The sequence below is a fragment of the Streptococcus suis genome (assembly GCF_019856455.1).
Classification (GTDB): Bacteria; Bacillota; Bacilli; order Lactobacillales; family Streptococcaceae; genus Streptococcus; species Streptococcus suis_AE.
Genome location: NZ_CP082205.1, coordinates 699,793 through 724,100, shown reverse-complemented (window position 1 = coordinate 724,100; position 24,308 = coordinate 699,793). Strand labels below are relative to the sequence as shown.

The following is a 24,308-nucleotide window of genomic DNA, read 5'->3' as shown; positions in this document are numbered from 1 at the left end:
TCTATCCTCCTATTTTTGAAATTTTATCTTCAATGCCCATTAGAAAAGAACTAGTACTTTTTCTAAAAACTGGTATATTTTCAAGCGATACACCTATGTCATACCACATTCCTCCTATAAATATTTCTTTAGTGAATAAGTGAACCCATTCGTATCCTCGAGGTAAATAGACTCTCAGAAATTTGCAGTTTTCGTCAGTAACTGGGCAAACTAGTAAATCCGAACCAAACATATAAAAATCAGATATCTCCCAACTTCCTGGCTCACTAGGAAACTCTAAAAATAGTGGTCGCATCAAAGGGAGACCTGTCAAATGACATTCTGTATAGATAACAGTTAAATATGGTAGTAATATTTCCCTAATATGAAGGAATTTTGTTAAAATTTGTTCAACTTTTTCTCCAAAGGACCAGATTTCATTTGATGCCCCACTCGTTCTAATCCCTCCACCAGATTTCCCGATTGATGGGGTGTGGGGTTGCCTATCTCCATGCATTCGTAAAATTGGAGTAAATGTCGCAAATTGAAACCATCTGATTAATAGTTCTCTAAAATAGTTCGCATCATTTTTATACTCATGGAATCCTCCGATATCTGTTGTCCACCAACTTTGTCCACAGATTCCCATAGATAAACCAATTCTTATTTGTTCTCTTAATGATTCAAATGATCCTTCTATATCACCGGACCATGCCAAGGCTCCTTGTTCTTGACTTCCAAACCAAACATTCCTAATCAATGTTGGAAATATTATCTTTTTATCATTAATTATATATTTAGGAATGGCCTCCAAATACCATAAAGAATAACGATTAGCACAACTTGCAAAGTTAATGCCTGATATACTATATCGATTATGGTGATAGCTATCTAACTCGGGTTCCGCTTGATCTGCCCAAAATAATTGTATACCTTTCCTCCTATAATTTTTTAATAATAGGTATTTCAGGATTATTCTCATCCACGATCTGGATAAATCTAAAAGATATGACCCGTTAAATAAGGCGACTGATTTCTTTGTCCGAGTATTATTTTGTATTAACAGGTTCTCACTATTAAACCACTTGAAGTGCCGTGACTCTTTACTTACTGTTGGCCAAACAGATATCATTAATTCGACTCCAGCCTCTCTACAATTTGTAGCAAGCCTCTCAATGCCTCTCCAGTAAGTCTGATCAAAATAGTAGTCACCTTCTTCTGTCCAGTGAAAATAGTCGATAACAATGACTGATAGTGGTAAGTTTCTAAACTTATATCCAGTAAATACCTCATTGACTTCTTGAGTAGTTTGATAACGTAATTTACTCTGCCACAATCCTAGATCATGGGAGCTCTTCCAGTGAAACTGGTCAGGGTCTGTAGTACACCCTTGGGGCTGTCTGAACAAAATATTGTATAGTGAATTTCTTTCGTTTCTTGAGATTCCCAAGTATACCTGTTATTTCCTAAGGTCACTCTACCAATTGCTGAAGAATGCCAAATAAATCCATAGCCTTTATCTGAAATATAGAATGGTAGTGCATTTTGAGAATTTCTTTGAGCTAATTCATAGTCTCCTCCATTTTTATTCCATAGAGAATCTTGATAAGCACCTAAGCCTATTATTTTTTCACTAGGATCTGCTTCAAATCTTGCATAAGCATGGTAGTTCTCTTCTGATAAGGAAATAAACTCCCTAGGTAATATATTCAGAGCAGAGCTACGTTGCTCCTGAATATTAACGTTACCATATTCTTCCCCAATCATTCGCCTTACTGGAGAGAGTTTACGTAAATACTCCTCTAATAATCTTTTTTCGCCATCATAAAAGGTTAAATGCCAGCCATCAAATTCAACCTGTATTTGCCTATTTTTTGAATGTAGTATTCCATTCTGAAAAAAATGCTCTATGTAGGGGGGGACACTTAATCGTTCTAAAGATTTTTCCCGTGTAAGCGCAACATTGATTGGGGAGCATGAGACATAAATAAGATTAGTTTCATAGAAAAGAACCCTGAGTTGAAGATTTTCATCTGAATACTCCCAACCTCCGTCAATAAAATGTATATCTTCCATACCGACCATTTATACATCCCCACTAGTTATAAAAGTCTTATATTGAGCCTAAATATGTAGAAATTTCTCTCCACTTATTTTTTACAATAAATACTGGAATCTCATCAAGAGGAGCTTGAATTAGGTAAGAACTACCGCCTTGATACTCCTTTTCACTAAACAGATGCACCCACTCTCTATCATCAGGTAAATAAACTATCCTTTCTCTGAGTTGATAGTCTACAATAGGGGCTACTAAAATAGAGTCTCCCAACATATAAGTGTTATCCACATCCCATGCCATTGAATCATTTGGATATTCAAAAAATAAGGATCTCATCACCGGGTAACCAAAATCATGAGCTTCTTTCATTAGATGATAAAGATATTCCTTCAACCCATCGCGTATACGGATGAATCGCATCATTATGTTTTCCACCTCCCTACCAAACGACCAAATTTCATTAGGTGCTCCTGTAGGCATTTTCCCTCCACCTTCGTTAGAAAGAGATTTTGAATGTGGTAAGCGATCTCCATGCATTCTCAAAATCGGTGAAAAGGTAGAATATTGAAACCATCTAATCATCAACTCTCTGAATTCTGGATCGTCAGCATTTCCTCCATGAAACCCTCCGATATCTGTTGTCCACCATGGCAAACCAGCCATTCCAACATTTAATCCTGTATTGACCTGATTTCTTAAAGACTCAAAACTAGAGTCAATATCACCTGACCAAGGTAAAGCACCATATTTTTGTGCTCCAGCCCAAGCCCCCCTAACTAGAATAACTTCTGAATCTTGTTGACTATTGCCATCAAAAATCATTTTCAAGTAACCAATAGGATAGAGATTCCCACATTGAAGAACTGGACCTTTTTGGTATCGATAATTATCAAAATCATAGACTGCATAACCTGGTTCAGCTACATCAATCCAGTAATAGTTAATGCCATTTTTCTTATAATTTGCTTCTATCTGTTGCCAAACATATTGACAAGCCTCTCGGTTAGTTGTATCAATAAAAGTAGTCTGCCCTTGAATATTCATCGAAAAGCGAATTCCCTTATTAATACCAATAAGATATCCATTCTGCTGATAGGTCTGAAAATTATTGGCATCCGATTGCACAGTTGGCCAGATTGAAATAATAGGTTCCACATTATAATGATTTTTTATTTCGCTAATAAGTTCTTTGACATTCGGCCAAAATTTTTCATCAAATCGATACTCTCCTTGCTTTGGCCAATGAAAGTAATCAATTGCAATTGTGGATAATTGAATGTTTCTCCGACGATAACCTTCTAAAACATCCAACACTTCTTGGGGAGTTCTGTATCTCAACTTACTTTGCCAAAGACCAAGTAAGCGTTTCGGCATCAAAGGGGCAAAACCTGTAACCAAACAATACTGATTTAATATTTCTTTAGGAGTATCGCCTACCGTAATCCAATAATCAATATAAGTAGTAGCCCGCATAGACCATTCTGTCAAATTTTTGGCAAATGTAACACTACCTATACCCGGATTATTCCATAAGAAACCATAGCCTAGACTAGATAGATAAAATGGAGTTGAAAATTGAGAATTACGCTGTGCTAATTCAAGAACCGTGTTTTTTAAATCGAGAAATTCGTGCTGATACTGTCCCATACCAAAAATTTTTTCATTGGGGTTCGACTCAAATCTTGCTTTTACCGCAAAATCCGAGCCATGATTATTGGCCTGATATTCTCTCGATTTTAACTTTAAAGTAGAATTGAAATCCTTTGTGACACTAATAGTACTGATATCTTCACTACCATCATCATGTTTAACTGCACGTAAGCGAATAAATTCTTGTAATATTAATGCTCCTTTTTCATTAAAAAAACTGATTTTATTACGATGGTCAATAATAGCACTAATTTTCCCGTTTCTTATTTCTTGATTGCCATTTTCATGGATAATTACTTTACAGTGCGGATTCGGAACTGGTTCTGTCAAGGCATTAACATGTTCTTCAACTATACCTGTAGGAAATGCCCGTATGCGTAATGAATTATTTCCCCAAGCTTCAATTCGTAACAGTTCATCTTCCAATCTTTTTTCGATATATGTCATCTCACAGTTATTCATATACGATTTTTCCATAAAAACCCTCACTTAATATTTTTGACATTTGGGTAAATGGCTTTATAGTGCTGATAGATGGTTTCGTAGACAGCGACATTTTCTGGAATTGGCTGAATGGCGTCAGTGTATGCTACAAAGTGGTCTGCGCAGGATTCCATATTCTCAAACCATCCTAAACCAAGAGCTGCTAGCATCGCCGCACCTAAGCCTGGTCCTTGTTCAGCTTTTAAGGTTACAATTTCTGCATTAAAGACGTCTGCCTGTATCTGGAGCCAATCTTTATTTTTAACACCACCACCGACAGAAACAATGCGGGTAAAAGTTTTTCCTGCCACTTCTGTCATAAGACTTTGAGCATCTTTCAAAGAAAATGTAATGCCTTCAAGTACACTCCTTGTAAAATGTGCTAATCTATGGCTGGTATCAATACCGATAAATGAGCCACGAATATGACTATCAACATGGGGCGTCCTCTCTCCAACAATATATGGTGTAAAGAGAAGGCCGTTAGACCCTGGAGAGATGGAACTGATAGTTGCTAACAAATCCGAAAAGCTCTGCTCTTTGGCAAAGGTATCACGGAACCAGTTGAGACTATGACCAGCAGCCAACGTCACACCCATGGAATAGTAACTACCACTCAAAGCATGGTTAAAAAAGTGGAGTTTTCCTTGATAATCAAGTGTCTTATTTCCTTCATAAGAGAGGAAAACACCTGATGTCCCAATACTTGCCATACCGACTTGACTAGATAAAATTCCTGCTCCCACCGCTGCACAAGCATTGTCAGCACCACCCGCAAAGACCTGGACGGCATTTTCTAAACCATAACGTTCTTGAAGTTCCTTTCTAACGGTGCCAATTTGAACGGAAGAAGCGACAACTTTTGGTAAATAACTGATAGGAATACCAAACGTATCGGCAATTTCAGCAGACCATTCTCCATTTTCGATATCAAGCAAGAGAGTACCTGCGGCATCAGTAAAATCAGTATGATGGTTACCTGTCAAATAGTAGCCCAAATAATCTTTTGGTAGCATCAACTGACGCACCTGAGCCCAAATTTCGGGTTCCTTTTCCTGTACCCAAAGAATTTTTGGTAGGGTGAAACCTTCAAGCGCCCTATTTCGAGTAATCGCCAATAAGCGATTACCAAGTTTTTCTTCAATTTGACGACACTGGGCACTTGTTCGTGTATCATTCCACAAGATAGCCGGTCGTAAAACATGGCCACGTCCATCTAAAAGGACTAGACTATGCATTTGGCCAGAAAAGCTAATACCTTCTAATTGAGAGGTAAAATCTGCTACCTTATCTGTCAACGCATCAAAGACCTTATCACAAGCTAGAAGCCAATCTTTAGGATTCTGCTCACTAAATCCTGGTTGCAAATGCATCAAATCATACTCAGCAGAGACAGACGCCACAAGCTCTCCTTCTTTGGTAACCAAAAGCCCCTTTAAAGAACTGGTTCCAAGATCAATACCTAAAACATAAGACATACGAACCTACTTTCTACAAGTGGGAAGGCATCTATCCCCCACACCCCCCCTTATACTAAATAATCATTTAATTGCGATTTGACTAACTCTAAATGGCTGGATTCTAATTTTGGATTGTCGTGTTCCAAGGCATATGCAGTGAGACTTTCTAAGTCTTCCTTATCTGCAAGAATGCTGGCACCAATGCCTTCTTTATAGCTCGCATAGCGTTTTTCTTTCAAGTTCTCTAAGAAACGATCAGAGCGAATTTTGGCTGCCGCTTTCAAACCTCGCGCATAGGTATCCATACCAGCAATATGAGCTAAAAGAAGGTCTTCCATTTCAAAGGATGAACGACGGACCTTAGCATCAAAGTTGATGCCACCTGGTGCTAGACCTCCATTTGCCAAAATTTCAAGCATGGTAAAGGTGGTGTCGTAGATGTTTGTCGGGAACTCATCCGTATCCCAGCCCAGAAGCATATCGCCTTGGTTGGCGTCAATCGACCCAAGAGCATTAAAGTCACGCGCCACATTTAGCTCATGTTCAAAGGTGTGCCCTGCAAGGGTCGCGTGGTTAGCTTCTAGGTTCAACTTGAAATCTCCTTCAAGACCGTGTTTGAGAATGAAGGCCATGGTAGTCGCCGCATCAAAATCATACTGATGTTTTGACGGTTCTTTTGGTTTTGGCTCAATCAAGAACTGTGGCTTATGACCAATCTTTTCACCATAGGCAATCGCCATTTTGAAGAGTCGGGCAATGTTTTCTTGCTCAAACTTCATGTCAGTATTGATCAAAGATTCGTACCCTTCACGTCCGCCCCAGAAGACATAGTTTTCGCCACCAAGTTTTTTAGAAATGTCCAACCCCTTCTTAACTTGAGCAGCTGCATAGGCAAAGACTTCTGCATTATTTGAGGAGGCTGCACCATTGTTGAAACGAGGGTGAGAAAACATATTTGCTGTATTCCAAAGAAGTTTTTTCCCCGTCTCTTCCATTTTTGCTTTAATATGGTCTGTAATTTCATCAAGGTTAGAAAAGAATTCTTCTAAAGAATCCCCCGCCGGAGCAATATCAATATCATGGAAACAGAAATAATCCACTCCAAGTTTTTCAAGAATTTCAAAAAACGCATCCACTCGATTGTGAGCTGTCTCCATAACAGTTTCCCCAAACCATGTGCGCTCGTTTGTTGGATAACCAAATGGATCTGAACCATCTTGTGTCATGGTATGCCAATAAGCAAGAGCAAACCGCAAATGCTCTTTCATTGTTTTACCTTCAATCACCTCGTCAGGATTGTAATGGCGAAAAGCAAAAGGATTTGTTGTTGCTGTACCTTCATATTTAATTGGTGATAAATGTGGGAAATATGACATAATATTCTCCTTATATGTATTGACTTTTGTTAGTTTTTTTGTTAAACTAACTTACACAGAGAGAGTAACATATCAACACTTCTTTGTCAAGCGCTTTTAAATTTTTTTTTATTTTTGGCTTATTCCCCTTTTTGTGGCATAATAACAGTAAAAACATCTAGAAATAATCTCGTCAAAAGGAAATGAGAATGACTACAGATAAATACTTAATTCGTGAACAAAATGAAGCCTTAGTGCTTCAAACTATTATTGAAAACAAAGGCCTGTCTAGAGCTCAAATTGCTAAGGAAACCGGACTCAATAAGGCTAGCGTCTCGTCTATTACTACTTCTCTCATCGATAGTGGCCTTGTGGAAGAAACAGGAATTGGACAATCTGGTAAGACCGGGGGACGAAAACCTATTTTTGTCAATTTTTGTGGCAAGGCTGGTCTGGTGATTGCCTTTGACTTGGGCTATAACTACATCAGTGGAGCAATCAGCTACCTTGACGGCACTATTATTCGTCAATTTAGAGAACGTCATCTCTTAAACAGAGAAAATATTATCGATTACATCGAACAATACAGCAAAGAATTACTGTCAGCAGCGCCACTGACCCTACACGATGTGGTCGGCATGACTCTGGCCATTCATGGGATTGTGGTGGATAATCACATCCGTTTCACCCCTTCTTATGATTTGAAAGATTTTCCTTTAAAAAAAGAACTGGAAAAACGGTTCTATTTCCCTATCTACTTGGAAAATGAGGCTAATCTTTCGGCATTAGGAGAATTTACCTTCTCACAATCCAGAGACAATCTTATCAGCATCAGTATCCATAGCGGTATCGGAGCAGGTATTATTCAGGATAAACGCTTGCAGACTGGAGCTCATGGACAAGCTGGTGAAATTGGACATACCATTTTACACCCCAAAGGCAAGGCTTGTAATTGTGGTAATTTGGGATGCTTAGAGAAATATGCATCAAATCTAGTCGTATATCAAGAATTCTCCAAACACTATAACCTTAAGCATGCTAATTCGGACCTAATTTCTCAATATTATCTTTGCTCAGATTCCTTCACTCAGGAACTCATAAACCAACAGATCTATCATCAAGCTATTGGTATTAATAATCTCATCATGCTTTGTGATCCTCAACTAGTAATTATCAATAGCTCGCTGTATGCTAAGATACCCAAACTTCTAGATAAATTGGAATCAGAAATTAATAGTCAATTTGCACAAAAGGTCTCCTTAACAATTTCGAACCTAGGTGATACAGCAACACTATATGGAGGTATTGCTACAGCTGTTCAACAGTTTTTACATATACCGGATTTAACGTTTCCTAGATAAGAAACAAAAAAACTAAGTAGGTTACACCAGCTAACAAATTACAGTAAAAGGATTTCAATATATAATAGGGTGGAAAATTATAACTACGTGGTATTTAATAGAGCTTTATCCATTCTATCCAAAAATATGAGTCATGGAAAAACTCAGATATGCTTAAAAGCCTGAAATTCAAATTACAAGTAGTCTTTTATTCTATTGCACAAAAACATACTAAGATTAGTAGTGAGGAAATCTCCGACGGGAGAGAGTAGTCACTACTTTTTCTTTATGATAAAGTAGAGGTGTCTTGTTAAGTCGAGAACTCTTTTGACGCTAGACGTCGCATCAAAAACTGGCAAGACACCTGTTTTAGAAAGAATGTTATCAAAGTATGTGGGACGCCTGACGTCGAGTATTGAAAATGACATCATTAAAACAAGGAATCATTCAAGACAAAGAGGTAATATCATGCGTGCAGTTTTTGGGATTGATGTGAGTAAGGCAAGTTCAGAAGTGGCCATTCTAGTCAATAGTGAGAAAGTTCATGGCTATACCATGTCCAATGACGCCTTAGGCTTTGCTCGGCTACTTGGCGATTTGAAAACCGTCCATAAGCCAGAAATCATCTTTGAAGCAACAGGTGTCTATTCTCGTCGTCTTCAAGCTTTTCTGGATGAACATGGCTACGCTTATACACGGCTTAATCCCTTAGAAGCTAAGAAGCAACTGGATAGCTTGCGTGTGCGGAAAACAGATCAAATTGACGCCGAAAAACTGGCTCAATCTCAATTTGTGCTGAATCGTAAACCCACTTATGTCCAAGAAGAAGTCTATCAAGAACTGCGAGCTTTAAGTCGCTTCTATCAGAACTTAACTGAGGACATCGTTCGAGCTAAAAACCGTCTGCACAAGGTCTTGCAAGTCACGTTTCCAGAGATAGAGACTGTCTTATCAAAGCCAACTGGGGAACAATACTGGAACTTAGTTACTGCGTTTCCTTGCAAGGACTTCGTGCTTGATTTAAGCAAGGACGAACTCTTAGAGAGCATTCGTCAGTCCACCTCAAAACGTATTTCGGACAAGCGTGTGGCGTATTTAGCTGAGAAGCTGATAGCACTAGCTAATCAATCGTATTGTGCCGTCAAGAAAACCTCTCCAATGCTGGAAGAGGTTCGTTACTATGCAAAAGAATTGCTTAGACTTTCTGAACAGAGACAAACTGTTCTAGACCAAATGGTGGAACTAGCTCAGCCATTACCTGAATATGACATTCTGCTCTCTATTCCTGGAATAGCTGAGACTACTGCAACAAGTATTATTGGTGAACTGGGAGATATTCGCCGTTTTCAGTCTGCCAATCAAATCAATGCCTTTATCGGTATTGACCTGAGACACTATGAATCTGGTAACTTCCTCGCTAAGGAACACATTACCAAGCGTGGCAATCCCTACGCTAGAAAGATTCTGTTCAAATGTATTCACAATATCGCTTCAGCCAGTCACACCAATCCTTGCCATATCGCCGACTTTTATGAGAAACGAAAAAGACAATCGCAAACGACTTCTACAAAGCCACACACGATTGCCTCCATACATCGTCTCATTCGGACAATGTATTACCTCATAACGCATAACAAACTTTACGATTATCGTTCTACCCAAAATCAGTAAGATTGTTTATGCTATATTATTGTAACACCTTATCAAAAATTTTCAACATAAGGTGTTAATTTCGTGTACTCTTTTTTACACGAAACTTTAGTCCAAAAGAAAACAATTTCCTTATTTTGACTATTGAACTCAAAATATTTTTCATCAAATACCTTGACAGGCTTGACAAATGGTAGAAAAAATAGTAGGCTTTCCAAATGGAAATCATGATTGAAATCTGCTGTAACATTGATGTCTACCAGTAATCCATATTGGTTGAATTCTATACAGGACACTATATACCAATAAACCTAAGAAAATTCAGAATAAATTCGGAATAACAACTTAGCCCCATCAAAAGGCTCAAACTTTGTAATACGTCGTATAAGACAGTCTTGTACAAAAGCTGGTGAGAGATTCTACGTAGATTACTTGATCAATCGAGAATTCACAGCCCAAAACCAAATATTGAATAATGATATCACATAATTACAATACAGTTTAGGTGTCAGAACTTATCTCAATGCTATTAAATAGAAATATGATTGTGTTCTATCATCTCTTATGAGAATTGTCATCATAATGTTAGCCCACTAGATATGAAGACCATTAAGAAGGCATTGGAGCTAAATCCAGGTGCAACACCTCTGATTCACAGCGATCGTGTAGCCAGCATACTTACAATTAATCTCAAGAAGGTTACAGAAAACTTTTGTACAAAATTTGAAGAATTAACTTTCAGTTAACACCAATTACAAAACGTAGTGTTTAGACAATAAAAAAAAGCGATTTCCAAAAATGAACTGCACCCCAAAAGTTAGACACAAAATCTAACGATTGGGGTGTTTTTCTTATGAAATTAAGTTAGAAATTATAGAGCCAAATTATTTTAATCATGCTTATTATCGAAAGTTCATTTTCAAATATTTTAGGGTTATTTTCAACGTTAAAAGTTTCTACCATTCTTGCCATAACCATATTTTTCCATAAAGTCTTGACGGAACTCCAATAAATTATCATCCATAATGGCCTGACGGACATTTTTCATCAGGTTGATTAGGAAGTAGAGGTTGTGATAACTTGTCAAACGAATACCAAACGTCTCGTCGGCCTTAAGTAAATGGCGGAGATATGCACGTGTATAGTTTTTACATGTGTAGCAATCGCACTCTGGATCTAACGGTGTAAAATCCTCAGCGAACTGGGCATTTTTCACCACAAGACGTCCACGACTGGTCATACAGGTTCCATTACGCGCAATACGTGTTGGTAATACACAGTCAAACATATCAACCCCACGAATCACGCCATCAATCAAGCTATCTGGTGCTCCAACACCCATGAGATAGCGTGGCTTATTCTCCGGTAAAAGAGGGGTCGTGAAGTCCAGTACAGCATTCATTTCATCGTGTGTTTCACCAACAGCCAATCCTCCAATAGAGTATCCTGGAAAATCCATACTAACCAAATCATGGGCTGATTGGCGACGAAGATCTTCAAAACCAGCACCTTGGACAATACCAAATAAACCTTGGTCATGCGGACGGCGGTGAGCCTTGAGACCACGTTCTGCCCAACGACTTGTTCTTTCGATGGATTTTTTTACATAGTCATAAGGCTGGTAGAACTGCGGACACTCATCAAAGCTCATCATAATGTCAGAGCCAAGATTGTTCTGAATGGAAATAGCTTTTTCAGGTGACAGGAACATCTTACTACCATTGAGATGGTTTTTGAAGGTCACTCCTTCTTCTGAGATATTGCGACTATCCGCCAAAGAATAAACCTGGAAACCACCTGAGTCAGTCAAAATCGGTTGATCCCAATTCATAAATTTGTGCAAACCACCTGCACGCGCCACCAATTCGTCACCTGGACGAAGCCACAAATGATAGGTATTAGATAGGATAATTCCTGAACCCATCGCCTTCAATTCTTCAGGTGACATGGTTTTTACCGTTGCCTGAGTTCCAACTGGCATAAACATGGGGGTTGGAAAGGTCCCGTGTGGGGTAATTATTTCGCCCAAACGTGCACCTGTGTGCTTTTCTTTCTTAATCAAGCGATACTTGATTGGAACATCTGTCATGTTTTATTTACCTCCCGCTAGGAAAAACAGTCCTAGGATATTAGTTCTGGATTCACAGTTCAGCTCTTTCATATCATCCATAAAAGTACCTTACCTGGAAATACAGTTTCTCAATCTTGCATGGTCTAATCCATCAGAATGTCTTAAATGTTCTCGCTTATTTCAGCGATATTTACCTTGTCTTCTACTTATTTAATAGTAAATAGATAGGCGCATCACAACAAACTGACAAATTACCACAGCACCTTCCAGTCTATCAAAAAAAGCCTAGCTTGTCATCTAGAATTATGTTACAATATTCAGCAAGGAGGTTATGTAGATGTTTACAATTTCTAATATACGTGAGCGGGCTCGCCAAACACTAAACGAGACACCTGGTATCTATCAAGTGGCTGTCATCCCCGTCACTATTTCTGTTATCGTTCAGTTAATTTCTTTCTCTCGCAATAGCCTTGCTGGAGTGTCAGCTGAGGAACTTGCCAGTCCTAGCTACTTTATTTCTACCTCCTTGTTTCCAATATTTTACGGATTGCTATTAGGACTACTGCACTTATCCATTATATGCACTATATTTCATCTTATCAAAGGGGTAAAAACTTCCACATCATTTAACGATGTGCTGATGATTTTCAATCATAAAGATTTCTGGAAAATCTTTCGAACCTACATTTTAACAAGTTTCTTGCTCTTCCTTTGGGGACTACTGTTTTACCTTGGTATTGGTTTACTTATCGGTGCTGGAACGATGATTACAATCATAGCTGCATCCAGTCAATCCTTAGACCCTGATGCACTTCCTATGGAAATCCTTGCCATACTAGGGCTAATGGCCATGGGAGGTATCCTACTTATGGTTTTAGGAATTGCTCTTTATATTCCACAATTCTATGCTTATTCACAGGTAGAATATATCTTGTTTGATCAATTAGAACGCGAAGAATATACAGGCGCTTTTTCAATCATTCGGTCTAGTCGAAAGTTGATGAAAGGCTACAAGTTTAAACGCTTTACACTTGATTTATCCTTCATTGGCTGGTTCCTTCTTGTCATTATTACATTTGGCCTGGCTGGTTTATATGTATGGCCGTATCACTATGCTGCACAAATACACTTCCATGAAGAAATTTTAGATGAGCAGGCTAAGAAAATGAGTTACGTATAAAAATAAGAGCGATATATGCTCTTATTTTTATATACACTTTTATGTCTATATTTAAGAAAAAAATATAGTAATAATTGGTAAAAACATTTGGATTGTGTTATACTATGACTGAGGAGCAACAAAGGACTATTTTAGCCTGCTTGGTATTGGAGCAGATTTCTTCCTTTCTATTTTTTACGCCATGTGTAGTAATTTGTTCCAATTCTAAGCGCTCCTCCTTAGAGTCATCCGGCAGTTCAATGGTTCATTGAACTGCTTTTTCGATGAAAAAGGGAGTGGGAAAGAACTCGACCAGTCTAAAACATACTAAGATTAGTAGTGAGGAAATCTCCGACGGGAGAGAGTAGTCACTACTTTTTCTTTATGTTAAAGTAGAGGTGTCTTGTTAAGTCGAGAACTCTTTTGACGCTAGACGTCGCATCGAAAACTGGCAAGACACCTGTTTTAGAAAGAATGTTATCAAAGTATGTGGGACGCCAGACGTCGAGTATTGAAAATGACATCACTAAAACAAGGAATCATTCAAGACAAAGAGGTAATATCATGCGTGCAGTTTTTGGGATTGATGTGAGTAAGGCAAGTTCAGAAGTGGCCATTCTAGTCAATGGTGAGAAAGTTCATGGCTATACCATGTCCAATGACGCCTTAGGCTTTGCTCGGCTACTTGGCGATTTGAGAACCGTCCATAAACCAGAAATCATCTTTGAAGCAACAGGTGTCTATTCTCGCCGTCTCCAAACTTTTCTAGAAGATAATGGCTATGCTTATACAAGGCTTAATCCCTTAGAAGCTAAGAAGCAACTGGATAGCTTGCGTGTGAGGAAAACAGATCAAATTGACGCTGAAAAACTGGCTCAATCTCAATTTGTGCTGAATCGTAAACCCACTTATGTCCAAGAAGAAGTCTATCAAGAACTGCGAGATTTAAGTCGCTTCTATCAGAACTTAACTGAGGACATCGTTCGAGCTAAAAACCGTCTGCACAAGGTCTTACAAGTCACTTTTCCTGAATTGGAAACTATCTTATCAACACCATCTGGCCAACAATACTGGAACCTAGTCATAGATTTTCCTTGCAAGGACTTCGTGCTTGAGTTAATACTCAACAAAAATCAAAATCAAACCAATCAAGTGTTTTTTAACCATCGTCTACTAACAATTGGTTTTAAAATAGACCAATCTAACTCTCGTATCACTTCTTGAAGCTTGTTTATCACATCATCTAGTGTTTTAAAAGCTTTATTCTTAAACCCTCTCTTTCGAATCTCAGCCCAAACTTGTTCAATTGGATTCATTTCAGGAGTATAGGGAGGAATAAACTCAAAACCAATATTATGTGGTTTCTCTAAGGTACTTGATTTATGCCAAACGGCATTGTCCATCACTAATAAAATATAATCGTCAGGATAAGCTTCAGATAGTTGTTTGAGAAAAACATTCATCCAATCTGTATTGCAACCCCCAGCGATAATGAAGAAGGACTCTCCTGTATGGGCATCAATAGCACCATAGCAATAGCGATACTCACGAATATAGTGGCTATGTACATGCGGTCTCACCCCTTTTGGTGCCCAGGCCTTTCCAATTTTACTAATCCGACCGAAACCCGCCTCATCTTGATACATTAGTCTGACTTTATGATAGCGACGACTATTCTTGAAGCGCTTTCCTATTTTCGTGAATGAAGATTTTATTTTTAGACGCTAGAATCGTTTCGGCGTCTGCTTTTTTAGGGTGTTCTGGTCTTGGCGTCACTTTGCGCCAACCATGGCGTTTCAGAAGGGCATAGAATCCTTCCTTGGTCGTAGGGTGTCCAACCCGTTTCTGATAAGTTTCGTAGAGAGAGTTTATGGTCACAAATTCGCCATTTAGTGAAGCTGTTAACTGTTCTTTTAGAAATGCTTCCTCTTCTTGAAGGGTTAAATATTGACGGTTCCGTCCACCTCGCGTTTCTCTTACTAGAGCTGAAATCCCACCAAGCTCATACTTGCCTTGTAAGGACCAGATTGTATACTTTGAATAGCCGATAAGGTTAGTGATTTCTCTATAACTGAGACCTTCGGCTCTGAACAGGATTACTTGAAGTCGTCTATGAAATGGGGAATAGGTTTTATCTTTCAAATAAGTTTTTAATTCGTTTGTTTGTTCGATAGTAAGTTTCATAAATCTATTATACGTTAGTTTTTGTTTTTTGAACAGTATAAGCAAGGATGAACTCTCAGAGAGCATCCGTCAGTCCACTTCAAAACGGATTTCGGATAAGCGTGTGGCGTACTTAGTTGAGAAGCTGACAGCACTAGCTAATCAATCTTATTGTGCCGTTAAGAAAACCTCTCCGATCATGGAAGAGGTTCGTTACTATGCAAAAGAATTGCTTAGACTTTCTGAACAGAGACAAACTGTTCTAGACCAAATGGTGGAACTAGCTCAGCCATTACCTGAATATGACATTCTGCTCTCTATTCCTGGAATAGCTGAGACTACTGCAACAAGTATTATTGGTGAACTGGGAGATATTCGCCGTTTTCAGTCTGCCAATCAAATCAATGCCTTTATCGGTATTGATCTGAGACACTATGAATCTGGCGTAAGCGCCCAATAACAAGGTATATTGAAAAGGCTCCAAAGTCCTGTCGACTCTGGAACCTTTTTCTATTTACAAGCTCTCTTAATATTTTTATCCCATGGCAAATAGGCTTCTAAAACCTCCTTTTTTGCGAGCGACTCCTCATTAGGTAAGTGTTCTAGAAGATAGGTCATATATTTTTCTGCATCAAGTCCGTGTCGCTTAGCTGTTTCTAAAAGACTCAAAATGACAGCTGTCGACTTGGCTCCCTCAAAGCTCTGAGAAAAAAGCCAATTTTTTCTGCCCATCACCAAGGTCTTCATAGCCCTCTCAGCCATATTGTTGGACAGGACTAGGTCACCGTCCGAGAGAACGGCTCGGAAGGTGGTTTCGTATTTGAGGCTATACTCTATTGCAGTACCCAATTTGGAAGCTGGCAAGACAGCCTATTCACGGCACCAATCAAAGAACTCGTCCATCAAGGGAGTTAACTCTGTCTGCCGTTTATGTAGCCGTTCCTCAGTAGACAGGTCAGCCCAGTCACTCTCCAAGGCAAACAGGCGGTCGCAATAGGCTAATCCCTTGGCTCCTAAAGAAGTATTATCTGTCTTCTTAGGAGTCGCCTCAAAAAATTTTCGTCTAACATGAGCCCAACAGCCAACGAGCTGAGCCTTGTCTAATTGACGATAAGCACTCCACATGTCACAATGAACGTAGCCCGCATAGTCCCCAAGAAACTCCTCCACAACTAAGCCGCTCCGTCGTTTGTCATGATGATAGAGGGTAATTCCATTTTTCTCATGTTTCCCAGACAAGAAAGTCCAGTAGTAGGTCAACTGGCTATCATTTTCTAAGACCTTGTAGGAAGTCTCATCCGCATGAAGAATAGGCTGCTCCAACAATTTCTCGTGCAACAGGTTATAAATCGGCTCGAAATAATACTGACTAGACTTGATGTGCCAGTTGGCTATTTCCTTCCGACTGATGGGCAGGCCAAGTTTATGCCAGTCCTCTTCCTGACGGTAATTGGGTACCTTCAGATTGAATTTCTGGTGAATGGTGTGAGCGATGATAGAGGCTGAACCCAAGCTGTGTGCCAAAGGTGCCTTAGGAACAGGAGCCTTGATAATCTTATCGCTTAGATTCTTCTGACTACATGCCTGACACTTGTATGCGTGTTGAACATGGTCAATCCGCTTTAATTGTGCAGGAATGAAGACCAACTCTTGTCGTTGAACAGTTGAGCCAATCTCTTTCAGCTGACCATGACAGTCTGGACAAGTGCAGTCTTCGCCCTGCAATTCGTGATGCACAATCTCTGGAGTGAACTGGCTGAAAATAGCCTGACGAACTCCCTTAGCTTTCTTGCGTTTATAGGTGATGGTCTCCGTTTCAACTGGGTAAGTCAGCTTCTTCTTCAGGGAGACTTTCCTCCCCAAACAAGCTCAGCTGACCTGGTTGATATACGACCTTCTCTGATGATTTTCCGTAGAGTTTCTGTCTCAGATAGTCAACCTGTTCTCGAAGGAGAGTGAGTTCATTAGCCATCATCTCTATCGTTTTTGACTGTGTTTCAATAATTTTTTCTAGTGATGACATAACCAATCTCCTTCTTTTTATCTCATTATACACAAAGAAAAGCCATGATTTCAATAGAAATCACGACTTTTTGAAACATTTATTTTTGGAATGATAGAAAATCCTTTCATGAGCCAGTCGACTTGCTCGGAAGTTAGAGCCTTGACCTCTTCTTCATTGTTTGGCCAGGTCAATTTCCCATTTTCAAAACGTTTATACAATAACCAAAATCCCTGTCCATCCCAATAAAGAGCTTTGAACCGGTCTTTTCGACCTCCGCAGAAGAGATAGACCTGACCGGAGAAGGGATCCAGGTTGAACTGACTTTTGATAAGATAGGCCAGGGAATCAATTCCCTGACGCATATCTGTTTTTCCACAGACCAAGTAAACTTGACCTAAATCACTGAGTTGGATGGTCATAGAACAGTACCTTATCTAAGATTGTTTCTAGTGTTTCTTGATTGATAGTGTGAAAGACTGTGAGCTCCACTTTTCCGAGACGAATTTTCATCATAATATCGTTTCTGCCTCGCTTCTCAAAGCGGCGAGATTGGGGAACAGTCAATGGAATGATGGGGTGTGACATAATAAATCCTCCAGTTTTGTTTTTCTAACAGTATACTGGAGGAGGGAGTGGGTGGATAGATACCTTGTTATTGGGCGGTTACAATCTGGCAACTTCCTCGCTAAGGAACACATTACCAAGCGTGGCAATCCCTACGCTAGAAAGATTCTGTTCAAATGTATTCACAATATCGCTTCAGCCAGTCACACCAAGCCTTGCCATATCGCCGACTTTTATGAGAAACGAAAAAGACAATCGCAAACGACTTCTACGAAGCCACACACGATTGCCTCCATACATCGTCTCATTCGGACAATGTATTACCTCATAACGCATAACAAACTTTACGATTACATTTTAACCCAAAATCAGTAAAATTGTTTATGCTATATTATTGTAACACCTTATCAAAAATTTTCAACATAAGGTGTTAATTTCGTGTACCCTTTTTTACACGTAACTTTAGTCCAAAAGAAAACAATTTCTTTATTTTGACTATTGAACTCGATATATTTTTCATCAAATACCTTGATAGGCTTGACAAATGGTAGAAAAAGAGTTCGTCAACAAGTCTTTATTTCTAGTTGTTGAGCTGAAACAGTCTATTCCCAGACTGTTTCACTCCCACCTCCGCACAGCTCCAACAGTCAGAGTAGTGACTGTTGGAGGTTGGAAATGAAGCGAACTCTGTTCGCATCAGTCGTAATGGTCAGATTTGGAGTGTGAAACACGAACAAATCTGCCAATCAACCACTGCGCTGAGATGTTGACACGAACTCTGAGAAGCGAGGATGGACTTTCTGCCCAGCCTCTATTAGTATTGTTCTTTCATTTCAAGATATTCAATCTTGATACATTTATTCATGACAATATCGTTACGACCTGCCTGACGCAATAGTTTTTCTGCTTCTTGACTTTCTAAACCAAGTTGAGCCCAGAAAACTTTGGCGTTCGACTGGATAAATTCCTGTGCTACCTCTGGTAAAAATTCACTTCTGCGGAAAACATCTACAATATCAATAGGTTGGTCAATCTCTGCTAGACTACCATAGACCAACTCGCCTAAAATAGTCCCACCAGCAGCCTTGGGATTAACTGGAATAATTTTATAGCCCGCTTCCTGCATGAGCTTGGAAACGCGGTAGGCTGCTGTCTCTTCTCGACTAGACAAACCGACCACTGCAATGGTCTTAGCATTTTTCAGATAGTCAAAGATAATGTCCTGACTAGGATTTTGGAAGGAATAAGACATAGAGACCTCCTTTAATGTATATTAAATGTTAGACTCAATAAAAGCTTAATGAATAAGGTGTGCTATAACACAATCTTGTCAGTTTTAACTCGTTACTGATTATAGCTTGTCTACCTTGATTATTTTTTAGCAATTTGGTACACGACATCCTTAACTTGCCCGATAACCTTTTTAAGGTTGGTCCGATCTTTATCGGTTCCTGGATCTAAGGAATAATAGATTGAACCCACAACCACGGAGTCATCATAAGCAGCTGTTGATTCCATCCGATAAAAAGTCAGACGAGCTAATTTTTGATCTGTTAATAACTGTCGCCCAACCTGCCATTCCTGACCATTGATTGTGACAACCGTCTTTTCACTGAAAGAATGATTTGTTTCAAGCATCCGTGCTTCTAATTCCTCCGGCGTCATATTGCGACCGTCTTCCAATGGAGACTGATTAAAAGCATTGATATTATAGAGTTGGACCATGTAATTGCTGGAACCTTCTTTAACATCATAGACTGCAGCGACTGTCTCATCCTGAGTATTTTCTGCATTAATTGTCCAAGTAGATGGCACATCATAATAACGGAAATATTCCTTGATATTCCCATTTTCATCTTTTTCAGCAACACCATTATTGGCCGCATAAATCTTGTGGCCTTTTTGCGTTTCGTCAGCAGGTGGTGTACTATTAACAGCTACAAGCTCTGCATTTGCTAGAACATTGAACTGTTCGTTCGTAGTATCCTGCTTTTCTTGCAAAATCGGTAAAGTGGTTGAAAACTCTTCCCCTGAGGAAGCTGGTGTTTTCTCTGCCTTCTGCGCTGTTTTTCCGCAACCTGCGAGCAGAAGACTACATAGACCAATACAAAGAACTATCTTTTTCATACTCTTCCTTTCTTACTTAGCTTCATACCATGTCGGTCCCTCATTTTCATCCGCAATCAATGGTACAGACAGGCTAATCGCCGATTCCATGGTCTCTTTTACCATGGCTTTTACCGTTTCTAGCTCTGCCACTGGGGCTTCCAAAACAATCTCATCGTGTACTTGCAATAACATACGTGTCGCAAGACCTGCTTCAGTCAAAGCCTTGTCAAGATTAATCATGGCTACTTTGAGAATATCTGCAGCCGAACCTTGAATTGGTGAGTTGATGGCTGTTCGTTCCGCAAAATTACGGACATTGAAATTGCGAGAGTTTATATCTGGTAATTCACGACGGCGTTTGTAAATAGTCTCTACATAACCCTTATCACGTGCCTCACGAACAATGGTTTCCATGTAATTCTTAATTCCTGGGAAGCGTTCAAAATAGGTATCGATATAGGCTTTAGCTTCCTTACGTGTAATCCCCAAGTTATTGGATAGACCAAAATCTGAAATGCCATAGACGACACCGAAGTTTACAGCCTTGGCATTCCGACGGTCATTTGGTGTCACATCCTCAGCTTTTTCGATACCGAAGACCCGCATAGCTGTCGAAGTGTGAATATCTGCACCTTGCTGGAAGGCCTCGATTAAGTGCTGGTCCTGGGAAATGTGGGCCAAGACCCGCAATTCAATCTGGGAATAATCCGATGCCAAGAGGACACTATCCTCAAGCGATGGGATAAAGGCCTTGCGAATCAAGCGACCTTGTTCCAGACGAACAGGGATATTTTGCAAGTTAGGGTCCGTCGAAGATAGACGACCTGTTTGTGTCAAATCCTGTACATAGCGGGTATGGATCTTACCATCTTCTAAAATGGCATCCTGCAAGCCGACTACATAGGTTGATTGAAGCTTGGTAATCTGACGGTATTCCAAGATTTTTGAAACAACTGGTGCAATTGGCGCTAATCGTTCTAAGACATCTACTGCTGTTGAATAGCCTGTCTTGGTTTTCTTGGTATATTCCAATGGTAGTCCCATCTCTTCAAAGAGAATGGTCCCAAGCTGCTTAGGCGAATTGATATTAAATTCCTGACCAGCTAGTTCATAGATTTCCTTGGTCAACTGGTCAATCAAAACTTCGTTTTCAGATTGCATAGCTTTGAGAGTCTCAGCTTCCACTTTAATACCAGCAATTTCCATCTTAGCTAAAACATTTGCCAGTGGCAACTCCATGTCAAACAAAAGATCTAATTGCTGATTTTCTTCTAATTTGGTCAACATCGGCTCTTCTGTCTCAATCAAAACCTGAACCTTACGTGCCAAGTGTGGGAAAAAGATCTCGCGTTCTGGCAAGTCTAACTTAGCACCCTTGCCATAAACTGCCTCATCTGGAACAAGACTAGTCTGACCATAGAGATTGGCAATGGTTGTTAGGGAATTGTCCTCAACGGTGGAAAGCAAGTATTTGGCTAGACGGCTATCGAAAGTAGCTGGAGGTAGCGTAATCTCTTTTCGGTCGAGAAGAACTTTTCCACGCTTAAAGTCATAGGTTTTTATGGTTTGGTTTTCTAAAAAGTCACGCAAGACTGGACTATCAAGTAGCTCAGGCCCTCCGACATAGATTTTATCCTTATCTCCCCAAGCTAAACCAACCAAATCCTCTCGGTGATAATTTTCACCCAAGATTTCAAAATAGAAAAACTGGTCTTGTTTGAGCATAGCGGGGCTGATTTCCGTTACGATTTGGAAATCGAGTACCGCTTCCTCTTGCGAGCTGGTCGTACCTAACTGAGCCCTTAATTGCTTGAAGCCCATATCATCGTAGAATTGTCCTAGTTCTTCTAGCTTTGGACCTTGATAAACAATGTCATCCAGACCAATTTCGATTGGAGCATTGGTGTCAATGGTAGCAAGTGTACGAGATAGGAAGGCCTTCTCCTTATCAGCAATCAAGTTTTCCTTCATCTTTGAAGCCTTCATGCTGTCGATGTTTTCGTAGATTCCATCCAAAGAACCAAATTCTGTCAGGAGTTTTAGACCTGTTTTTTCACCGATTTTGGTCACGCCAGGAATGTTATCGGACTTATCTCCCATCAAAGCCTTGAGGTCAATAAACTGAGTGGGGGTAATCCCCATTTTTTCCATGAGGTAGGCTGGGGTAAATTCTTCGAATTCGGCTACGCCTTTCTTGGAAATTTCGACTACGGTGTTCTCATCAGTCAGCTGGATCAAATCCTTATCACCGCTAACAATGGTCACATCGAAAGGGATGTCTGTCCGCTCTGCCATTTTGTCCAAGGTACCGATAATGTCATCTGCCTCATACTGATCCAGTTCGTAATGCTTGACTCCCATGGCATCCAACATCTGACGGATAAAAGGAAACTGCTCACGGAATTCGTCTGGAGTCTTGGCACGACCTGCCTTATAGTCTGCATACATCTCCGTACGGAAAGTGGTCTTTCCAGCATCAAAAGCCACAAGAATGTGGGTCGGCTCAATCCGCTTCATCATGTGGTCCAACATGAGATTGAAGCCGTATATGGCATTGGTATGCAGACCGTTGGCATTCTTGAAGCGGTCAATTTGGTTATAAAGTGCAAAGAAGGCACGGAAGGCTACGGAAGAACCATCGATGAGTAGTAATTTATTTTTTTTCATGTCTCTATTATAGCATGGATGGGGGAGTTTTGTGGGACTTAGAGAGCTGAAATAACAGAAAATCCCAGTCAGTGACTAGGATTTCTCTTTTCGATAATAAATGTTCTTTGCGACTACTAAACTATGAGGTTTTTCGTATTCTTGATCTAGGTAAGATTGATAGGTTCCAGGTGCGATAAATCCACGCATACCAAGTATGTCAGTTCCAGCCTGTCCAATCACAGAATCAGCCAAAAGGACGCAGTTGGTTGAGAGGACAAAGTAGGTTTTAAATTTAGACTTTCTAAATTTGAATAATTCCGCATGTATTGCCTCTTTCATTCGATAGGCATACATTTCGATAGGCTGGCCGTCTGCCGTTTTCGATACTTTTTCAGGACTTGGATTCCAAGGTAAGAGCAGATTATCAATTTCAGCCAATCGAGCCTCAACTGCTTCTTCCTGTTCAGGTGTCAGGCTTAGCTGATAACCCAACATGGTCATACCTTCCTGGTTACAGAAATCAATATAAGCTTGGCGCTCTGCTTTGAACAAGACTCCATCACCAATCGCACCACCCAAACGCTCTGACAGGACATCGTATGAACCAAAACCGTAGACCTGCCCTTTGTAACTCAAATCAACATGGCCAACTGCTCCGAACCCTTCTTCTCCAACGTGTACAAAGACTTCTAATGCTGGAAGCTCCGCAATTTCTTTGTGGCGGTTGTAGATAGACTGAACCGTTTGTCCCTTATTATCCGCCAAGTAATCATTGACTTTTTGCAGGGTCATACGAGGAATCAAAGCTGCTAAAAATAAAGGTAGGGGCAAACGGACATGACGCTTTAGACTCTGTTGCTCAATAGCCTCCTCAAACAAGAAACCATCACGCAGATTAGTTAGTCCGTACAAGACCAGATAACCTCCGATGACAATGGTTTGAACAACCAGCTGTGTGCCTGACACAAATAGGGAAGCTGAACCTAGTAAGGATAACCAAATTCCATCTATTAAATAGCGAATCCGTGGCTGTACCCCATCTTTTCGATATAGATAAAAAGCAATGAAATTAATGACTGCCGTAAAAAGCTGGTAAATCCCAACAAAAATAGCCGCGAAATAGAGGGGAATTTGAACAGCTAAATCGAGACTGGCTAGAATCCCGAAAAGAACAGCCTTCCCAACTAGCGCAATGACACTTTCACTCGATTTCTTCTTTCTGAAAAATATCATGCTCAATTCATATAAAGCTAAAAAGAATAGACCTGCATGAATGAACCGAAGAATCAAACCCGGAAATTGCCAGCCAGCAATTAAAAATCCAATACCGATGAAGACTAAGATTAGACCTTCTCCAACTAATTTTCGACCTGTTAATCCTAAATCACTTATTTTTTTCATGAGATGATTATAGCATATTTCTAGACTTATATTTGCAGAAAAATCCTAGATACACTAGGATTTTTGAATCGCAAGACTGTCATTCTCTTTTTAAAATTCCTTCCAAACCAAGACTGTCCTCGCTTTCGTGTTTTTAGGCTCGGGTTAGAGGCTGGGCAAAAAGCCCAGCACCACTTCTTAGAGTTCGTGTCAACATCTCAGCGCAGTGGTT

At 39.8% G+C, this 24,308-nt stretch carries 16 protein-coding genes and 5 pseudogenes; 6 read left to right on the top strand and 15 right to left on the bottom strand.

Annotation, left to right across the window (positions count from 1 at the left end):
* Position 1 precedes the first annotated feature (1 nt).
* The 5 genes from K6969_RS03650 to xylA are packed head-to-tail and all read right to left on the bottom strand — an operon-like array spanning position 2 to position 7,007.
* Positions 2-1,315: a TIM-barrel domain-containing protein gene (locus tag K6969_RS03650; protein ID WP_050572182.1), complete on the bottom strand. Its 1,314-nt coding sequence runs from the start codon at positions 1,313-1,315 to the stop codon at positions 2-4.
* Between the two features lie 2 nt (positions 1,316-1,317).
* Positions 1,318-2,064 (bottom strand): hypothetical protein, encoded by a 747-nt coding sequence (locus K6969_RS03645; protein WP_050572183.1) that lies wholly within the window; start codon positions 2,062-2,064, stop codon positions 1,318-1,320.
* A gap of 28 nt (positions 2,065-2,092) precedes the next feature.
* Positions 2,093-4,150, bottom strand: a complete 2,058-nt coding sequence (locus K6969_RS03640) for a TIM-barrel domain-containing protein (protein ID WP_171942728.1) — start codon at positions 4,148-4,150, stop codon at positions 2,093-2,095.
* A gap of 23 nt (positions 4,151-4,173) precedes the next feature.
* The gene (gene xylB / locus K6969_RS03635) at positions 4,174-5,649 is read right to left on the bottom strand and encodes a xylulokinase (protein ID WP_171942721.1); all 1,476 of its coding nucleotides are present in this window, start codon (positions 5,647-5,649) and stop codon (positions 4,174-4,176) included.
* 50 nt (positions 5,650-5,699) lie between these two features.
* Entirely contained in the window at positions 5,700-7,007 is a 1,308-nt protein-coding gene (gene xylA / locus K6969_RS03630; RefSeq protein WP_024382207.1) for a xylose isomerase, read from the bottom strand.
* A 188-nt stretch (positions 7,008-7,195) separates the two neighbouring features.
* On the opposite strand from xylA, the gene K6969_RS03625 reads away from it, so the two are divergent.
* Complete coding sequence (locus K6969_RS03625) at positions 7,196-8,347, top strand: ROK family transcriptional regulator (protein WP_171942720.1); 1,152 nt, start codon at positions 7,196-7,198, stop codon at positions 8,345-8,347.
* Between the two features lie 447 nt (positions 8,348-8,794).
* Positions 8,795-9,997 (top strand): IS110 family transposase, encoded by a 1,203-nt coding sequence (locus K6969_RS03620; RefSeq protein ID WP_321537498.1) that lies wholly within the window; start codon positions 8,795-8,797, stop codon positions 9,995-9,997.
* A 925-nt stretch (positions 9,998-10,922) separates the two neighbouring features.
* Here the strand turns inward: K6969_RS03620 and tgt are convergent.
* The gene (gene tgt / locus K6969_RS03615; RefSeq protein ID WP_002935810.1) at positions 10,923-12,065 is read right to left on the bottom strand and encodes a tRNA guanosine(34) transglycosylase Tgt; all 1,143 of its coding nucleotides are present in this window, start codon (positions 12,063-12,065) and stop codon (positions 10,923-10,925) included.
* Positions 12,066-12,384: 319 nt separating this feature from the next.
* Between tgt and K6969_RS03610 the strand changes: the two genes are divergently transcribed.
* Together K6969_RS03610 and K6969_RS03605 are read left to right on the top strand one after the other, a co-directional pair.
* Positions 12,385-13,227: a DUF975 family protein gene (locus tag K6969_RS03610; protein WP_029173996.1), complete on the top strand. Its 843-nt coding sequence runs from the start codon at positions 12,385-12,387 to the stop codon at positions 13,225-13,227.
* Positions 13,228-13,770: 543 nt separating this feature from the next.
* Positions 13,771-14,325: pseudogene (locus K6969_RS03605) on the top strand (IS110 family transposase); the annotation flags it as partial.
* A 29-nt stretch (positions 14,326-14,354) separates the two neighbouring features.
* Here the strand turns inward: K6969_RS03605 and K6969_RS03600 are convergent.
* A pseudogene (locus K6969_RS03600) lies at positions 14,355-15,213 on the bottom strand (IS630 family transposase); the annotation flags it as partial.
* Positions 15,214-15,415: 202 nt separating this feature from the next.
* On the opposite strand from K6969_RS03600, the pseudogene K6969_RS03595 reads away from it, so the two are divergent.
* Positions 15,416-15,814, top strand: a pseudogene (locus tag K6969_RS03595) (transposase); the annotation flags it as partial.
* Between the two features lie 65 nt (positions 15,815-15,879).
* On the opposite strand, the pseudogene K6969_RS03590 reads toward K6969_RS03595, so the two are convergent.
* The 4 genes and pseudogenes from K6969_RS03590 to K6969_RS03575 all read right to left on the bottom strand — a co-directional run bounded on the left by K6969_RS03590 (position 15,880) and on the right by K6969_RS03575 (position 17,959).
* A pseudogene (locus K6969_RS03590) lies at positions 15,880-17,232 on the bottom strand (IS66-like element short variant transposase).
* Complete coding sequence (locus tag K6969_RS03585) at positions 17,186-17,392, bottom strand: transposase (RefSeq protein ID WP_029178852.1); 207 nt, start codon at positions 17,390-17,392, stop codon at positions 17,186-17,188. Before K6969_RS03585 ends, K6969_RS03590 begins: the two are co-directional and overlap by 47 nt.
* A 50-nt stretch (positions 17,393-17,442) precedes the next feature.
* Positions 17,443-17,793, bottom strand: coding sequence for an IS66 family insertion sequence element accessory protein TnpB (tnpB, locus tag K6969_RS03580; RefSeq protein WP_029188189.1), 351 nt, complete (start codon positions 17,791-17,793; stop codon positions 17,443-17,445).
* Positions 17,774-17,959 (bottom strand): hypothetical protein, encoded by a 186-nt coding sequence (locus K6969_RS03575; RefSeq protein ID WP_029188188.1) that lies wholly within the window; start codon positions 17,957-17,959, stop codon positions 17,774-17,776. The genes tnpB and K6969_RS03575 overlap by 20 nt, the downstream gene beginning before the upstream one ends.
* 81 nt (positions 17,960-18,040) lie before the next feature.
* On the opposite strand from K6969_RS03575, the pseudogene K6969_RS03570 reads away from it, so the two are divergent.
* Positions 18,041-18,313: pseudogene (locus K6969_RS03570) on the top strand (IS110 family transposase); the annotation flags it as partial.
* Positions 18,314-18,752: 439 nt separating this feature from the next.
* On the opposite strand, the gene K6969_RS03565 reads toward K6969_RS03570, so the two are convergent.
* The 4 genes from K6969_RS03565 to K6969_RS03550 form a co-directional block, all read right to left on the bottom strand.
* A complete protein-coding gene (locus K6969_RS03565; protein WP_014637666.1) occupies positions 18,753-19,190 on the bottom strand; it encodes a CoA-binding protein in 438 nt (145 codons plus the stop codon).
* A gap of 119 nt (positions 19,191-19,309) precedes the next feature.
* On the bottom strand, positions 19,310-20,065 hold the full coding sequence (locus K6969_RS03560) for a hypothetical protein (protein WP_024376622.1): 756 nt from the start codon (positions 20,063-20,065) through the stop codon (positions 19,310-19,312).
* Between the two features lie 12 nt (positions 20,066-20,077).
* The gene (gene polA / locus K6969_RS03555) at positions 20,078-22,714 is read right to left on the bottom strand and encodes a DNA polymerase I (RefSeq protein WP_029174316.1); all 2,637 of its coding nucleotides are present in this window, start codon (positions 22,712-22,714) and stop codon (positions 20,078-20,080) included.
* Positions 22,715-22,789: 75 nt separating this feature from the next.
* On the bottom strand, positions 22,790-24,097 hold the full coding sequence (locus K6969_RS03550) for a hypothetical protein (RefSeq protein WP_216661455.1): 1,308 nt from the start codon (positions 24,095-24,097) through the stop codon (positions 22,790-22,792).
* Positions 24,098-24,308 lie beyond the last annotated feature (211 nt).

Bases quoted from the DNA above. Each gene is read 5' to 3' on its own strand.
- K6969_RS03645 (WP_050572183.1), bottom strand. From the start codon at position 2,064: ATGGTCGGTATGGAAGATATACATTTTATTGACGGAGGTTGGGAGTAT.
- K6969_RS03640 (WP_171942728.1), bottom strand. From the start codon at position 4,150: ATGAATAACTGTGAGATGACATATATCGAAAAAAGATTGGAAGATGAA.
- xylB (WP_171942721.1), bottom strand. From the start codon at position 5,649: ATGTCTTATGTTTTAGGTATTGATCTTGGAACCAGTTCTTTAAAGGGG.
- xylA (WP_024382207.1), bottom strand. From the start codon at position 7,007: ATGTCATATTTCCCACATTTATCACCAATTAAATATGAAGGTACAGCA.
- K6969_RS03625 (WP_171942720.1), top strand. From the start codon at position 7,196: ATGACTACAGATAAATACTTAATTCGTGAACAAAATGAAGCCTTAGTG.
- K6969_RS03620 (WP_321537498.1), top strand. From the start codon at position 8,795: ATGCGTGCAGTTTTTGGGATTGATGTGAGTAAGGCAAGTTCAGAAGTG.
- tgt (WP_002935810.1), bottom strand. From the start codon at position 12,065: ATGACAGATGTTCCAATCAAGTATCGCTTGATTAAGAAAGAAAAGCAC.
- K6969_RS03610 (WP_029173996.1), top strand. From the start codon at position 12,385: ATGTTTACAATTTCTAATATACGTGAGCGGGCTCGCCAAACACTAAAC.
- K6969_RS03585 (WP_029178852.1), bottom strand. From the start codon at position 17,392: ATGTCATCACTAGAAAAAATTATTGAAACACAGTCAAAAACGATAGAG.
- tnpB (WP_029188189.1), bottom strand. From the start codon at position 17,793: ATGACCATCCAACTCAGTGATTTAGGTCAAGTTTACTTGGTCTGTGGA.
- K6969_RS03575 (WP_029188188.1), bottom strand. From the start codon at position 17,959: ATGTCACACCCCATCATTCCATTGACTGTTCCCCAATCTCGCCGCTTT.
- K6969_RS03565 (WP_014637666.1), bottom strand. From the start codon at position 19,190: ATGTCTTATTCCTTCCAAAATCCTAGTCAGGACATTATCTTTGACTAT.
- K6969_RS03560 (WP_024376622.1), bottom strand. From the start codon at position 20,065: ATGAAAAAGATAGTTCTTTGTATTGGTCTATGTAGTCTTCTGCTCGCA.
- polA (WP_029174316.1), bottom strand. From the start codon at position 22,714: ATGAAAAAAAATAAATTACTACTCATCGATGGTTCTTCCGTAGCCTTC.
- K6969_RS03550 (WP_216661455.1), bottom strand. From the start codon at position 24,097: ATGAAAAAAATAAGTGATTTAGGATTAACAGGTCGAAAATTAGTTGGA.